Annotated in this window: 16 protein-coding genes; 7 read left to right on the forward strand and 9 right to left on the reverse strand. The window is 41.9% G+C overall.

Translation table 11 applies throughout. The features are described 5' to 3' along the window. The first annotated feature begins 51 nt into the window (after positions 1 to 51). Genes mnmH through BLQ57_RS06730 form a run of 3 tightly spaced genes read left to right on the forward strand, consistent with a single transcriptional unit; the run spans position 52 to position 3,077 of the window. Positions 52 to 1,086, forward strand: a complete 1,035-nt coding sequence (gene mnmH, locus BLQ57_RS06720) for a tRNA 2-selenouridine(34) synthase MnmH (RefSeq protein WP_087938560.1) — start codon at positions 52 to 54, stop codon at positions 1,084 to 1,086. Further along, positions 1,079 to 2,119, forward strand: a complete 1,041-nt coding sequence (gene selD / locus BLQ57_RS06725; RefSeq protein ID WP_087938561.1) for a selenide, water dikinase SelD — start codon at positions 1,079 to 1,081, stop codon at positions 2,117 to 2,119. Before mnmH ends, selD begins: the two co-directional genes overlap by 8 nt. Before the next feature lie 49 nt (positions 2,120 to 2,168). Continuing rightward, positions 2,169 to 3,077: a TolB family protein gene (locus BLQ57_RS06730; RefSeq protein ID WP_087938562.1), complete on the forward strand. Its 909-nt coding sequence runs from the start codon at positions 2,169 to 2,171 to the stop codon at positions 3,075 to 3,077. Between the two features lie 4 nt (positions 3,078 to 3,081). Here BLQ57_RS06730 and BLQ57_RS06735 read toward each other — a convergent pair whose 3' ends face one another. The 9 genes from BLQ57_RS06735 to cmk form a co-directional block, all read right to left on the reverse strand. Further along, the gene (locus tag BLQ57_RS06735) at positions 3,082 to 3,636 is read right to left on the reverse strand and encodes a DUF502 domain-containing protein (protein WP_087938563.1); all 555 of its coding nucleotides are present in this window, start codon (positions 3,634 to 3,636) and stop codon (positions 3,082 to 3,084) included. 51 nt (positions 3,637 to 3,687) lie between these two features. After that, positions 3,688 to 4,308: a 3-keto-disaccharide hydrolase gene (locus tag BLQ57_RS06740; protein WP_087938587.1), complete on the reverse strand. Its 621-nt coding sequence runs from the start codon at positions 4,306 to 4,308 to the stop codon at positions 3,688 to 3,690. Positions 4,309 to 4,457: 149 nt separating this feature from the next. Continuing rightward, complete coding sequence (nqrE, locus tag BLQ57_RS06745) at positions 4,458 to 5,069, reverse strand: NADH:ubiquinone reductase (Na(+)-transporting) subunit E (RefSeq protein WP_087938564.1); 612 nt, start codon at positions 5,067 to 5,069, stop codon at positions 4,458 to 4,460. Positions 5,070 to 5,084: 15 nt separating this feature from the next. Then, entirely contained in the window at positions 5,085 to 5,768 is a 684-nt protein-coding gene (locus BLQ57_RS06750; protein ID WP_087938565.1) for an NADH:ubiquinone reductase (Na(+)-transporting) subunit D, read from the reverse strand. Positions 5,769 to 5,800: 32 nt separating this feature from the next. Beyond that, on the reverse strand, positions 5,801 to 6,568 hold the full coding sequence (nqrC, locus tag BLQ57_RS06755) for an NADH:ubiquinone reductase (Na(+)-transporting) subunit C (RefSeq protein ID WP_087938566.1): 768 nt from the start codon (positions 6,566 to 6,568) through the stop codon (positions 5,801 to 5,803). Next, positions 6,555 to 7,769, reverse strand: coding sequence for an NADH:ubiquinone reductase (Na(+)-transporting) subunit B (locus tag BLQ57_RS06760; protein WP_087938567.1), 1,215 nt, complete (start codon positions 7,767 to 7,769; stop codon positions 6,555 to 6,557). Before BLQ57_RS06760 ends, nqrC begins: the two co-directional genes overlap by 14 nt. A 5-nt stretch (positions 7,770 to 7,774) precedes the next feature. Continuing rightward, on the reverse strand, positions 7,775 to 9,130 hold the full coding sequence (locus BLQ57_RS06765) for a Na(+)-translocating NADH-quinone reductase subunit A (protein WP_087938568.1): 1,356 nt from the start codon (positions 9,128 to 9,130) through the stop codon (positions 7,775 to 7,777). 138 nt (positions 9,131 to 9,268) lie between these two features. After that, positions 9,269 to 10,165, reverse strand: a complete 897-nt coding sequence (locus tag BLQ57_RS06770; RefSeq protein WP_087938569.1) for a 4-hydroxy-3-methylbut-2-enyl diphosphate reductase — start codon at positions 10,163 to 10,165, stop codon at positions 9,269 to 9,271. After that, on the reverse strand, positions 10,146 to 10,853 hold the full coding sequence (gene cmk, locus BLQ57_RS06775; RefSeq protein ID WP_087938570.1) for a (d)CMP kinase: 708 nt from the start codon (positions 10,851 to 10,853) through the stop codon (positions 10,146 to 10,148). Before cmk ends, BLQ57_RS06770 begins: the two co-directional genes overlap by 20 nt. Positions 10,854 to 10,972: 119 nt before the next feature. On the opposite strand from cmk, the gene ade reads away from it, so the two are divergent. The 4 genes from ade to BLQ57_RS20880 form a co-directional block, all read left to right on the forward strand. Then, entirely contained in the window at positions 10,973 to 12,601 is a 1,629-nt protein-coding gene (gene ade, locus BLQ57_RS06780) for an adenine deaminase (protein WP_087938571.1), read from the forward strand. Positions 12,602 to 13,004: 403 nt separating this feature from the next. Continuing rightward, on the forward strand, positions 13,005 to 14,198 hold the full coding sequence (locus BLQ57_RS06785) for a DUF4221 family protein (protein WP_087938572.1): 1,194 nt from the start codon (positions 13,005 to 13,007) through the stop codon (positions 14,196 to 14,198). Further along, positions 14,188 to 14,598, forward strand: coding sequence for a hypothetical protein (locus tag BLQ57_RS06790; RefSeq protein ID WP_087938573.1), 411 nt, complete (start codon positions 14,188 to 14,190; stop codon positions 14,596 to 14,598). Before BLQ57_RS06785 ends, BLQ57_RS06790 begins: the two co-directional genes overlap by 11 nt. A gap of 216 nt (positions 14,599 to 14,814) precedes the next feature. Beyond that, the coding region (locus BLQ57_RS20880; protein ID WP_244887413.1) for a helix-turn-helix domain-containing protein at positions 14,815 to 14,931 on the forward strand (117 nt) is incomplete at its 3' end.

A 14,931-nucleotide genomic window follows, 5' to 3' on the forward strand; every position in this document is an offset into this window, starting at 1 on the left:
ATTTTATAGGCCACGGGTTTTTCCTGTGGCTTTTTTTATATTTCACTGCTCATGACTGAAAAATTGATTTCTCTTCAGGAATTTTTTAAGCTGCGAAAATCGCTTCCCATTTTGGATGCCCGAAGCGAAGGAGAATTTGCCCAAAGTCACATTCCCGAGGCAATCAATTTACCTATTTTAACCAATCAGGAGCGAGTACTAGTCGGTACGCTTTACAAGGAAAAAGGGAATCAAGAAGCTATTTTGAAAGGTTTCGAATTGGTCGGCCCACGATTTCATTCAATCCAAAAGGAAGCCCTGCAGCTTTTACCCGAAAAAAAAATCCTGCTCTATTGCTGGCGAGGCGGGATGCGAAGTCAAATCCTCTCTTGGCTGCTGACCATGGTGGGTTTTGAAGTGTTCCGACTTCAAGGGGGATATAAAACCTATCGGACATTCACATTTGAAGAGGTAAGAAAAACCCGGCAAATGATCATTCTCGGTGGAAAAACCGGTTCGGCCAAAACACTTCTTCTCCATGAACTGGAAAAAACCGGTGAGCAAATCATCGACTTGGAAGGCTTGGCCAATCATAAAGGCTCTTCATTTGGAGCCATCGGACAGGCCCCACAACCCAGTGTGGAGCAATTTGAAAACCTATTAGCTGAAAAACTCTTACAGACCAACCCGGAAATTCCAATATGGGTAGAAAATGAAAGCCGAAAAATCGGTCGTACCATCTTACCGGATCGTTTTTTCGAACAAATGCAGACCTCCTGTCTTATTGATATACATAAATCAGAAGAAGATCGGATAGCACATATCGCAGAAGAATACGGAGACCTTCCAAAAGATGAACTCATCGCAGCAATTAAACGGCTGGGAAAGCGCCTCGGAGGACTACGAACTCAGCAAGCGATTAAAGATGTGGAAGAAGGAAATAACGAATCCTGGATTGCTAATTTGTTGATGTACTACGATAAAACGTACGACTTTGACCTGCAAAACCATCACAAGAATACGATTTATAGACTAGATTTAGAAGGCAAATCACTGTCGGAGCACGTGTCACTTTTAATCCAAGCTAAACAACAATGTCATGACTGATCAACCTATAAAACTTACCCAGTGGAGCGAAGGATCTGGTTGCGGATGCAAAATTGCGCCAGCTATTTTAGATCAGATCCTCAGCCAAAGCGGATCAAATCTCCAAGTTGACCCCAACTTATTGATAGGTAATTCAACTAAAGACGATGCGGCGGTTTATCAGATATCAGAGGATTTGGCCATGATCAATACGGTGGATTTTTTCACTCCGATTGTTGATGACCCATTTGACTTTGGACGGATATCAGCTGCCAATGCCATTTCAGACGTCTATGCTATGGGTGGAAAACCTCTCTTTGCCAATGCCATTCTGAGTTGGCCCACAGAAAAACTTGCACCGGAACTCGCCGCCAAAGTGTTGGAAGGGGCTAAACAAGTCTGCCAAGCAGCTGGCATCGAGTTGGCTGGCGGGCATAGCATCGCTGCAAAGGATCCGATTTTTGGACTTTCGGTTAACGGAGTAATCCATCCCCGAAAAATAAAAACCAACCGAGGTGCTAAAGCGGGCGACTTGATCTTTTTGACCAAACCGCTAGGGGTTGGAGTGTTGGCGACAGCGTTAAAACGAGAAAAAATCAAGGATAAAGATTACCTCAACTTGCTCGATACAGCATGTCGACTCAATTCCATTGGACAGGTATTGGGAAATCATGAGGAAGTTCATGCAATGACAGATGTGACTGGTTTTGGTTTGCTGGGTCACCTGATCGAGATGGCCGAAGGGGCAGGACTTTCGGCAAAAATCGAGCTTGGCCAGCTTCCATTGATCGAGGGCATACAGGAATACATTGATCAGTTCATTTTCCCTGACAACACTTACCGTAACTGGAATGCTTACAATACCAAAACGAAAGGAGTCAAAGGAATGGAATTAGTCAAACTCTGTGACCCACAAACCAGCGGAGGTTTACTGATTTCGGTTGCTCCCGAAAATTTGGATTGGTTTGAGAAAACCATGAAACAAGAAAATCAAGTCTTTTGGCAAATTGGAAGTTTTACAGCAAAGGGAGAATTCGTGGTTGAGGTTGTATAAAGAAAAGCAATAGGTTTACTAACTTGGAAGAGTACATAAACTCCCCAGCATGAAACTCAACCTAACCTATCTTACATTTCTCATTTTATTCCTCTCAAGCACCATGGGAATCGCTCAAGTACCCGAAGGAATCCAGAGTGAATTAGTCATCCTCAATGTCAAAACCGGGGAAGAAAAACAAATCCTGAAGGAAGAGCGGCATTTTGAAGCTCCGAATTGGTCTCGTGATGGCGAATACCTATTGATCAATTCTGCTGGAAAGCTTGAAAAAGTCGCTTTGGATGGCACTAAACTTGGTCAGCTTTTTCCCGATCAGATTTCTCGGGTTAATAATGACCACGGAATCAGCTTTGATGGAGAAGTCCTGGTTTTTAGCAAAAATGACGAAGGAAAAAGTTCGAGGATTTATACCATCCCCATGACCGGAGGCGAGCCCAAACTCATCACCCCAAACTATCCCAGCTATTGGCATGGCATCAGCCCCGATGGGCAAATGCTAGCCTACTGTGCCGAGCGAAATGGAGCCTGGGACATCTATGTCATCCCGACTGTGGGAGGAGAGGAAATTCGATTGACGAACACAGAGGGTTTGGATGATGGACCGGAATATTCTTACGATGGCAAGTGGATTTACTTCAACAGTCACCGAACCGGCAGGATGCAAGCCTATCGGATGAAACCTGATGGAAGTGGACAAGAGCAACTGACCTTTGACGAGTTGGACAACTGGTTTCCCCATCCTTCACCGGATAATAAAAGCGCCGTCATCATTTCTTACCTCGAAGACCAAAAAGGTGCACATCCCTTTGGCAAAGACGTGAAGCTTCGACTACTCGATGTAGAAACCAAGGAAATCCGGGATCTCACAGACGTATTTTATGGAGGCCAAGGCACTATCAATGTACACTCCTGGTCACCGGATGGGGAGTGGATTGCTTTTGTGAGGTATTATCGTTGATCCTTCACTTCAAACTTGAAACCCCGCCAGAAACCATAAACTTCATCACATCTGAGCTTTTGACACCATGAAGAGGTTTTATTTTATCCTTTGGTACTAAAAATACATTTCCGGAGACATTATAACTGTGAGGAAAATATACTGCTGTAAGGCCCGATTCTCCAATAATCGACATATCCTCCTGAGTGATAAATCCCAAACGAGATAAGGTATCCGAAATCTGCACAATTACAGGAGCGCTGAATTTCTTCTTTTCCCCAACAAAAGCGCCCATCAAATCCTTAATAGAAGTATACAGAAGATTGACCAATGGAATCCGGATTAATCCCCGTTCAAACCATTCGAAAAAGCGACCTGTGAAAAAAAGACTAGCCAAATAACCGATAAACGTAATCAACCCCAAAACCATCAAGATTCCTATACCCGGGATGGGTACAGGAATCAGGTTGTCCAAGAAGAGGAAAATAGCATAGATCACATAAGCAGTCACTGCCAATGGAGTCAAAAATAGCAAGCCCCGGAGAAAATAGGCTAGAATTCGTTTATAAGTAAAGTTCATAATTGCTGTATTCAGCTAAAATTCCATTAACACTTCAGGTACTGGTAAAAATCAATCCAATAATTTGATTTTTACACTTCGGTAGTAAATCACGCTTTCGGGATCATGTGCCTGCAGCGCGATGGTGCCATTACTGAGTCTTTTGGATCCTAGATCACCCGTACGGACTTCAGATTCATCATATTCGTTAACCGTTTCCCCGTTGATTTTCACCGTGATGGTACTCCCCTCTACGATGATGTGCTGAGTGTACCAGTCTCCATCTTCTACAAATACCTCACGCACATCCTGAAAGGAATAGACACTTCCCGTTTTTCGCCAATCGGAATGAGATTGATTGACTTGGATTTCATAGCCCACTTCAGGCCAGCCTTCCTCTTGATATTCGGTATGAATAAAAATGCCTGAATTGGCTTTCGGCATAGTTTTGACCTCCACCATCAATTCGAAATTCTTGAAGTTGTGATCACTAACCGAACCGTTGTAAAAAGCGTGACCGCGAGGACCATCTACTTTGATTTGACCATCGGCTACTTGAAAGGATTCGGGATTTTCGGAGATTTTCCATCCATCTAGATTTTCTCCATTGAAAAGTTCAATCCATTCTCCTTGTTGAGAAAAAACAGGAAGACTGAACATTAGTAAGGCTAAAATTGCAAATAGGTTTTTCATGATAGGCTGGATTTTGAATGGATCTAAAGATAAAAACAAATCCTTGGATCAGATGGACCAATGAAACAAAAGCTATATTCTTCTTACTCTATAGCATAAAAAAGCCCCGAAAATCACTTTTCGAGGCTTTAAAATCATGTAGGGAAATTTTACAAATCTATTCCCATAAAGGACATAAATGCGATACCCATAAGACCAGTTAAAAGCATCGTGATTCCTAGACCTTTTAATCCGTTGGGAACATGCGAATATTTCAATTTCTCACGAATAGCTGCCAAAGCTACTATTGCCAAGAAAAATCCTGTACCAGAACCGAAACCGTAAACAGCCGATTCAGCAAGCGTGTAATCTCTTTGTGCCATGAAGAGAGATCCTCCAAGAATTGCACAGTTTACCGCAATCAACGGTAGGAAAATACCCAAAGCACCATACAATGCAGGAGCAAATTTTTCTACCACCATCTCTACCAACTGCACCATGGCAGCGATAATAGCAATAAACATGATGAATCGTAAGAAAGTCAAGTCGACTGTAGCTAACTCGGCGCTAGCCCAAGTCAAAGCACCTTCTTTCAATACAAATTCATTCAAAAGCCAATTGACTGGAACGGTTACAGTTAATACGAAGATTACTGCTACTCCAAGTCCCAAAGCTGTACTTACTTTTTTGGAAACGGCCAAAAAGGAACACATTCCGAGGAAGTAAGCAAAAACCATGTTGTCGATAAAGATCGACCGAATACCTAAGCTAAATAAATCCATTTCTTCTATCGGTTTTTAGTGTTCAACATAGCCAGTTTTGGTACGCTGTACCCAAATAATTAATCCCAAGATGATAAATGCTCCCACAGGAGACACCATCAGTCCATTGGTAGCCAATTGGAAATCAGGGCCAAATATACCCGAAACGTAATCAAATACAGGAATTCCAAATACCGAACCTGATCCCCATAGTTCTCGGAAGAAAGCTACAGCCAAAATAATCCAAGAGTACCCCAAAGCAGAACCAAAACCATCCAATACAGAGTCGTAAGGCTTGTTACCCAAAGCAAAGGCTTCTAAACGACCCATTACAATACAGTTGGTAATAATCAGTCCAACAAAAACAGAAAGTTCCTTGTACATATCAAAAGCGAAAGCTTTCAATACCTCATTAACCAAAGTTACCAAAGACGCGACTACGGCAAGCTGTACAATAATTCGGACACGGCTAGGGATGGTATTTCGCATTAGTGAGATAGCAAGATTTGCCATTACCATTACGAATATTACAGAAATAGCCATTACCAAGGTAGGCTGAAGCTGCGTGGTCACGGCAAGTGCGGAGCATATTCCTAAGACCTGAATGGTAATCGGATTATCGTCTACCAAAGGATCTGTGACTAATTTCTTTCTTCGCTTTGAAAAAAGCGCTTCCGATGGCTTTTTCTCAATTGCTTTTTCTACTGTTTCAGCACTCATAGTGTTGTTTTTTTCAGTGAGTTAATTGATGATTAATAAGCTGCTGCGACAGCCGATGAGTTTTTCTTAGACTCAATAAAAGCCTTGTAGTGGCCAAGGTAGTTTTTCAGCATGGTATTTACACCATTTGCCGTGATGGTAGCACCAGACATCCCATCTACTTTGTGAGGTTCTGAATCATAATCCTTTCCCTCTCCCTTTTGCATCTGAATAGCCACTAACTCACCTGAATCGCTAAAGATCTTCTTTCCTTCGTAGCGATTCTGAATACCTCCTTCGGTAATTCTTGCGCCCAAGCCAGGAGTCTCTCCAGCATGTGCCATCGTGATACCACCTACTGTATTCATATCAGTATCCAATGCAAGATATCCCCAGATCGCATCCCATAGGCCCGCACCATAAAGAGGAAATATATATGAAGACACATCATCAGAATTACCCTCAGCATGGAAGATAAATACAGGATATAAACGATCTTCAGCTGACTTTTTGTAATTTTTTGCAATATCTACCGTCTCTGCTGTCACGGATGCTCCATCTTGTTCGGTAACTTCCTGGCCGTTGATATCTACCACTAGAGAAGCAATGCGAGAGGAGTAAAAGGCATTTATTTCTTCAGGCTTCATGGCACTGATTTCTTCAGCAGAAATTACTGCTCCCAAAATCTGCTTCTTTTTGTCCAAAGCCTCTGCCTCGCGCTGCATTGGACCCAAAACTTGTGAAGTACCAGAAAGAAGTAAACCAAGTACCACGGTCAAAATGACCGAAAATGTGATAATGTAAGCGTTAGACTGTTGCACGTTGTAACCTCCTTGTTTTGTTAGCTTTTACTACATAATAATCAATCAGAGGAGCGAAGACGTTCATAAATAGAACAGCTAGCATGATTCCCTCTGGATAAGCGGGATTAGTCACACGGATGATGACAGTGAGTACACCGATCAATAATCCATAAATCCATTTACCGGTTTCTGTTTGCGCAGCGGATACTGGGTCAGTAGCCATAAACACGATACCAAAGGCCAAACCACCCATCACCCAGTGGTACTGAGGAGGCATTGCCATATACTCATTTACTGCCAAAAGATTCATCACGAGTCCCATGCCATAAGCACCGGCAAATCCTGAAACTATAATTTTCCAACTGGCTACTCCGGTGGCAATTAAAATCACAGCACCTACCAAAGCCATCAACGTGGAAGTCTCTCCAATCGATCCAGGAATCCATCCGATGAATAAATTAGTGAAACTAAACAAATCTGACCCCAAGGCTGTATTGTGTCCAGCTAAGGCTTCTGTTACAGGGACATTATCAATACCTGCGTTGTAAGCAACCGCAAGTGCAGTAGCCCCAGAGAATCCATCTACTGCAGTTTTCTCTCCCAAGTAAGTCCAAACCAAATCACCAGAAATCTGCGCTGGATAGGCAAAATACAAGAAGGCTCTTGCCGTCATGGCTACATTCAAAATATTCATACCTGTACCACCGAATACTTCCTTAGCAATCACTACTGCAAAGATAGTTGCTAAAGCTACTTGCCAAAGTGGCGTTGTCGCTGGAACCACCAGAGGAATCAACATTCCTGTGACGAGAAAACCTTCATTAATCGGGTGCTTTCTAATCACTGCGAATGTGGCTTCTACCAATCCCCCGGCAGCATAAGCCACTATGACAATGGGTAAGACAAGCTGTAGCCCGATGATCATTTTGTCACCAAAATTTTCCCAAAGACCAGCAGTCTCACCTACTGCTAGAAAATGCTGATGACCGGTATTGTAGATTCCGAAAAGCAAAGCCGGAATCATTGCGATCACCACAGTGATCATCATTCGCTTTAGGTCAATAGCATCCTTCACTTGGGCACCCTTGATACCTGTCGTATGATTTGGCGAAAACAGGAAGGTCTCTCCTGCTTCAAATGCGTAATATAAACTTTCAAGCTTCCCTCCTTTTTCAAAAAGGGGTCTTTGCTTGTCCATTAAATCTCTTAGAAACTTCATATGGATTAACTGTATTGGATTAATTCTAAACCTTTTCTTACCAACTCCTGCACGGGATGTTTCGACACATCGACAAACTCACAAAGTGCCAAATCTTCCTCTACAATCTCATAAATACCCAATTCCTCCATCTCATCGTAATCTTCGGCCATGATGGCTTTCAGAAGATAAACCGGAAGGATATCCATTGGAGTCACAGATTCAAAAACTCCTGTCTGCACAAATGCTCTTTCTTCACCTCTAGCATTAGAGTCCAAAACAAACTCTTTCTTAGGCGTAAGGAAAGAAAGGAGTCCTAAAGCTCTGTGATAGCTTAGTTTCTTTGCGGTAGGCTTTGCCCAACCCAAGAATTCATAGTAGTCACCCTCAGGGATGACTGTGATTTGGTTATGATAGAAACCAAGATAGCCCTCTAGTGATATTTTTTCACCTGTCAGTACATTTCCTGAAATCACTCTGACATGACCGCTATTTAGATTTCCCTTGACGAAAGTAGAAATTGAAGCTCCTGCAGTAGTTTTCACATAGGCGGTTTTGGTCAATTCTGAACCCGTCAAAGCAATAACCTTGGTTGCATCGTAAACCCCTTCCACAACAAGTTTACCGATCTGGACTACTCCAAAAGGACTGATAGTCCAAGCTATCTCGCCTTTATTAATAGGATCGAGGTGGTGGATTTGGATTCCAACGTTTCCTGCTGGATGTGGCCCACTAAACTGATTGATCTGCACTCCTTTGGCTCCAGAAAATAGTTTGGCCACCGGCTTGGATCCATCTACGTTTAAATGAACCTTTCCTTCGGTCAATTTGACCAAAGCGTCCAAGCCCGCTTGGAAATATTGGTCTTCGCCCTGTAGAGCAAAACTCAAATCAGGAGCAAGTGGATGCGTATCAAAAGCTGATATAAATATTGCTTTTGGTGTATCTTCAGGATTGGCTACTACACCAAATGGACGCTGAATCAAATGTGGCCAAACACCGCTTTCTGCCAATCTCTCTACTAATTGACTTCGTTCAATGGACTTGAGGTCAATTTTTCCGAGATTCTCACGGACGATTTCCTTGTCTGCCAAAATTTTGATCTCCAGTAATTTTCGCTTTTCTCCCCGCTTGACTTCGACGATTTCGCCGGAGACCGGTGCGACATATTTTACCTGATCCATGGCTTTATCAAACAGGATCGGAGTACCGGCTTTTACGGTATCTCCCTCTTGGACAAGGACTTTTGGTCTCTGAAGACCAATAAAATCCGTTGGCTTAATGGCGAAAGTTTGAGCGGGGGCAAAATCAGCAAGCTCTTGCTTGGCTTTTCCTGCCAGGTTGATGTCAAAACCTTTCTTAAGCTTCACTATTTTAGACATATCTGTTTTTGAACTATGAGCTTTTGAAAAACGCCTCAAATCTAATAAATAACCTTTTTATTTTGAGACGAAACGGACTTTTATCTTTTAACTTTCTCCGGAATGGCCTTTCCCAATTCCAAAAGGCAAATTTTGGGTTTAAGCTGGAAGGGCATTGGCCTCCATGGATTCAAGGTGATTTTTCACCTGCTCCATCAGCCACATGGGAGTGGATGTAGCTCCACAAATCCCAACTTTATCTGAATGCTGAAACCACTCAGGATCCAACTCTGTTTCGTTTTCCACAAAATAACTTCGCGGATTTTGACTTAAACAGACCTGATAGAGCGCTTTTCCATTACTGCTTTTCTTTCCGGAGACGAAAAGAATTACATCATTTTCTTCAGCAAATCGCTGAAGCTGAGGCTCTCGATTAGACACCTGACGACAAATAGAATCATTGGCATTGAAGTCCACTGAGGTCAAAGTTCCTTTGGCAGACTTGATCCGTTCTTCTATTTTTTGAGATAGCTCGTAGAAGCCTTTTGTGCTCTTGGTCGTCTGACTGAATAGTGTCACTGGCCGATTGAAGTCAATTTTATCCAAGTCATCATCTTCCATGACTACAATCGCCTTTTCCAGTGTTTGTCCAGTCAGTCCAATCACTTCGGCATGGCCTTTTTTCCCATAGATGACAATTTGACCATCTTCCCGCTCCATTTTATCAAATGCTGTCTTCACCCGATGCTGCAGCTTGAGCACCACAGGGCAAGAAGCATCAATCAATTCGATGTTGTTTTCAATGGCTGTTTTGTAGGTTTCTGGAGGCTCACCATGAGCACGGATAAGGACCTTGCAATCACTGAGATCTGCGAGCTTTTCCCTATCAATGACAACCAAACCTTTGTCTGCCAAGCGCTTCACCTCCATGTCATTATGAACGATATCGCCCAAACAATATAATTTTTCGGATTGCTCCATCTCATCCTCTGCCATTTTGATGGCAAACTCCACTCCAAAGCAATAGCCTGAATTTTTATCGATGGTTACCTGCATAGTCTTTTTCTGTTTCAATTTTCTGCTGTGCCAAATGCACGATCTGACCTACTTGCTCTGAAAAACTAAGGTGACTCGTATCTACTTCTACCGCATCTTTCATCTTGATCAGAGGACTCTCGGTCCGAGAAGAATCGATTCGATCCCGCTCTGCTAAATTTTCCTGGATTTGTGCCAAATCAACCAAATCTCCCTTCTCCAATAGCTCTTGCTGTCTCCGGTAGGCTCTCGTCTCCAAATCCGCAGTCATAAATACTTTAAGCTCTGCATCTGGAAAGACTACCGAACCTATATCTCTTCCGTCCATCACCACACCTTTTTTCCTTCCCAAACGCTGCTGTTGTGCCACAAGTTCGGATCGAATTTCCTTCACTTTAGCTAACTCACTTACCTTCTCAGATACGCGCATGGACCTGATTTCGTTTTCTACATTGAGACCATTTAGGTAAGTTTCTTGCTTCTGAGTATCTGGATTGGGCTGAAATGATATATCCAGATTTTTCAAACCTCTCTCCACATCCTTGGGATTGGAAGGGTTTAGGTAATTTTCCAAAAAATAAAGTGTCGCTGCCCGATACATAGCCCCAGAGTCAATGTAGGTGTAATTCAATTCTTTGGCTACGGCCTTAGCAGTGGAACTTTTCCCACAGCCCGAGTACCCATCAATGGCAATGACTATTTTACCCATTCAAAAAAGGATTCTGTTTGGCTTTTTAATTCAGTCGCAAATATAGTAGTTTTAATCCAATTCAACTTTGGCAGGATGGATTTCCCTGCTTTTATTTTCCTGATTTAAATCTGATTTTCATGATTAGTATAGCCCAATTTGTAGACATCCCTCAACGACGAATATACCCTGTAGAACTCAAAATCAATAACGGAAAAATAGCCGGTATTCAACCGACTTTCGCTAGAGGAGACCTTCCCTTCCTGATGCCAGGCTTTATCGATGCACATGTCCATGTGGAGTCCTCGATGTTAGTTCCTTCCGAGTTTGCCCGGCTGGCGGTAGTTCACGGTACGGTGGCTACCATCTCCGACCCCCATGAAATCGCCAATGTCTGCGGAGTAGAAGGAGTCAACTACATGATAGCAAATGGCAAGCAGGTACCCTTTCACTTTTTCTTTGGTGCGCCGAGTTGCGTGCCCGCTACCCCCTTCGAAACTGCCGGTGCGGAGATCGATGTACAGGGAATCGAGGAACTCATGAGTCGTCCTGAGATTCTCTACCTCGCCGAGATGATGAACTGGCCAGGCACGGTGAATCAAGACCCAGTGGTCATGGAGAAAATAAGGATCGCCCAGAAATACGGCAAACCCATCGACGGACATGCGCCGGGATTGATGGGAGATCAGGCTGAAAAATATATCAAAGCCGGTCCGAGCACCGACCACGAATGCTTTACCTATGAGGAAGCACTGGACAAAATCAAACTCGGAATGAAAATCGCCATCCGCGAAGGTTCGGCGGCTAAAAACTTCGAAGCCTTGATCGATCTCATTGACGACTATCCCGAGATGATTATGTTTTGCTCGGACGACAAGCATCCGGACAATCTGGCCATCAGTCATATCAACGAACTCGCAGCGCGGGCAGTGGCCAAAGGAAAAGATCTTTTTGATGTACTGAAAGCAGCATGCCTGAATCCCATCGAACATTATTCCTTACCGGTGGGCCAACTTAGAGAAGGCGATCCTGCTGATTTTATTCTGGTGAAGGATCTGGAAAAGTTTGAAGTCCTTGCCACCTATATCAAAGGACAAAAAGTAGCTGAAGATGGAAAGACCCTGATTTCCCGGATCAAAAATGAGGTGATCAATAATTTCAACACCTCGCTCAAAAAGCCGGAAGATTTTCGACTCTCCGCCTCAAGTAAAAAAGTGAGAGTCATCGAAGCTTTGGACGGACAATTGATCACCCCTGAGATCGAGGGTGAAATTGTGGTAAAAAATGGATTTGCCGAATCCAATTTGGAAAAGGACATCCTAAAAATTACTATGGTCAACCGCTACGAAGATGCTCCACCAGCAGTAGCTTTCACTAAGAACTTTGGATTGAAAACAGGAGCTATCGCTTCTTCAGTCGGACATGACTCTCATAATATTATAGCCGTGGGAATTGATGATGCATCTATTTGTAGAGCAGTCAATCTCCTGATCGAGGCGAAAGGCGGCGTATCGGCAGTTTCGGGAGTAAAAGAGGAAGTCTTGCCTCTTCCTGTCGGCGGCATTATGTCTCCCGAAGACGGCTATCAGGTTGCGGGAGCCTATACCCGGATCGACCGAATGGCCAAGAAAATGGGCTCCACCCTAAATTCTCCCTTTATGACCCTGAGCTTTATGGCCTTGCTGGTAATTCCGCATTTGAAGCTGAGTGATCAAGGCTTGTTTGATGGTAAGAAATTTGCTTTTTGTAGTTTGTTTTTTGATTTGTAATTAAAATCTTAAAATATTTTATCCAATTAGTTTGTTTTTTTTTTTGCACCTTCTATATTAGTCGAAATCTTTTTGGCCAAAAGATTAAATCGGGAAATTCTAGGCATTCCCAAAATAAAATCAATTTTCAAACGTAAATTTTAAAATCATGAAAAAGTTAAAATTATTTGTTCTAGGACTAGGGCTGACTGGTGCAGCAATCTTTGGAACTTCGTTCTTAGCAACAAGTGAAGCAGAAGCACAAGGGTAAATTGCTAAATGCGAATGGGACGGTGAAACATGCACAAAGCCCAAAGACAAGGCTCCTTGCGGTTGTGAGGATGACGGCTCAATTGGTGTATAATTAATTATTTCTAACAATAACTGTTTCATTCACTTTAATTAATGGATTCAGTTTAAGTCCATGTTTAATTTTAGAGAATGGAACAGTTTTTATGTCTTAAGAATGAAAAAATATTTACCTATTCTTGCAGTATTTTTATTATTTAATTGTAAGTCAGAGCCAAAGAAAAACAGAATAATAAAATCAAATGTATTTAAGAGTATTGAGATTCCCATAAACGAAGATTTCGCCCCAAAAAAAATAAGAACACAGTATTTTTTTTCCGATTCTGGTCAATACCTGGCAATTCAAAATAAGGTGAATTTTGAAATAGGGATATTCAACTTGGATTCCAAAAAACTAGCTCATATAATTCCTCTTCAAAAGCAAGGACCAAATGGGGTAGGTCTTAATAATGGCTTTGAGATTTTATCTCAGGATTGTGTTTTAATTGCATCGATTCCTCCTCGAATTCATTTTTTAAATTTTGCTGGAAATAAAAAATCATCCCTAGCTATAGACGATCCCGAAAATAAGGCAAATTACTTAGCTGCAACAAATGAGACCCCCCTACTTTTTTCAGAAAATAGTTTATACGGAATCCAACCCTATTTTCAAGATCTTTACAGGACGTCGGAAAGCGACCTAAAAAAATCAAAACCAATTTTCAAATTAAATTTTGGCGGCAAAATCGCAAAATTGAATTGGTTGTCAATTTTTAGGCCTGAAGATGAGTGGGAAGAAGGTAAAAAAAGCCCTGATGTTTCTTGGGCTCATAATGGTGATACAATAATAGTTTCCCCTCAATTAGATCATAAATTCTGGATAGTCTCGAAAAGTCAAGAAAAAGTTATTGGTTACAAAACCGCAAAATCAAACAAAATCAATGGGTTTAGAATAATTGAAGGATATCCAAATGGAGATGAAGAAATTATTAAAGATTTAAAAAATGGAAGGTATGAGGCACTACTTTATGATTCTTATCGCAAAGTATTTTACCGGTTTTTCTATTCAGAAATTGATTGGGAAAATTACAATTTGACCCCACGCCAACTACTTCAAAACCATTCTAAAGTAGGTGTATTAGTTTTAAATCAGGACTTGGAAATAATGGGTGAGCATCACTTTGGAACTAATTATGTTCAAACTTGGAATTACTTTGTAGGAAAGAAAGGGCTGTATATATCCACGAACAATCCCAACCGGGATGATTTTGATGAGAATTTTTTGAAATATGATATTATTCGGTTTGAAGGCTTGAACTATGAGGATTAAACAAACCAGGTTCTATTGGTTAGTGTTTTTCTTTACGGCTTGTCAGCCAATAGGCAAAAGTGAAGTTGCTTCAATTCTGGAAATAGCAGAACCAAAGGAGTGGATTCTAGTCATCCATCCGGAAGGCTGCAAAACTTGCCTGGAAAGCTTTTATTCAGAATTGATGAACCTCCCAAAAAATAGTCCAGGAGCTATTGTGATTTTGGCAAAAAACTCCAAATCACTACGAATTAATCCGATAATCGGGGATTCACCGATTCCTCTTTACCTAGATGAACAAAAACTATTGATCCAAGAAGGACTTGTCAAAATGACTGATCAGATACTTCTTTTTAGAGGGGACGAATTTACCTCATTCGACATTTTAGATTATGAAAGGGTTTTGAGTGAAATAAGGTGAGATTGGATATAAGGGTTTGATTTGCGCCACCTGTTTCGGTCTAATTGCGCCACCTGTTTCGGTTCAAACTGTGCCAGGATAGACGAGCTATTTTCGGTTCGTTTTGTGCCGGATGAATTGGACTGTTTCGGTTCGTTTTGTGCCACTTTGAAAGGTCAAGTAATAATCCCCATGTCGTTCTAAAGATAAAACGAGATGGCTAACGTACTTGATCCGATGGATATAAAACAGATTTTCAGTTTACACAGAGATGGTCTGAGCAACAGAAAGATTGCCTTGACCCTGGGTATATCCCGCAATACAATCAACCAGTATATTTCATGGCTTTTGTCA

The sequence above is a fragment of the Algoriphagus faecimaris genome (genome assembly GCF_900101705.1).
Taxonomy (GTDB): domain Bacteria; phylum Bacteroidota; class Bacteroidia; order Cytophagales; family Cyclobacteriaceae; genus Algoriphagus; species Algoriphagus faecimaris.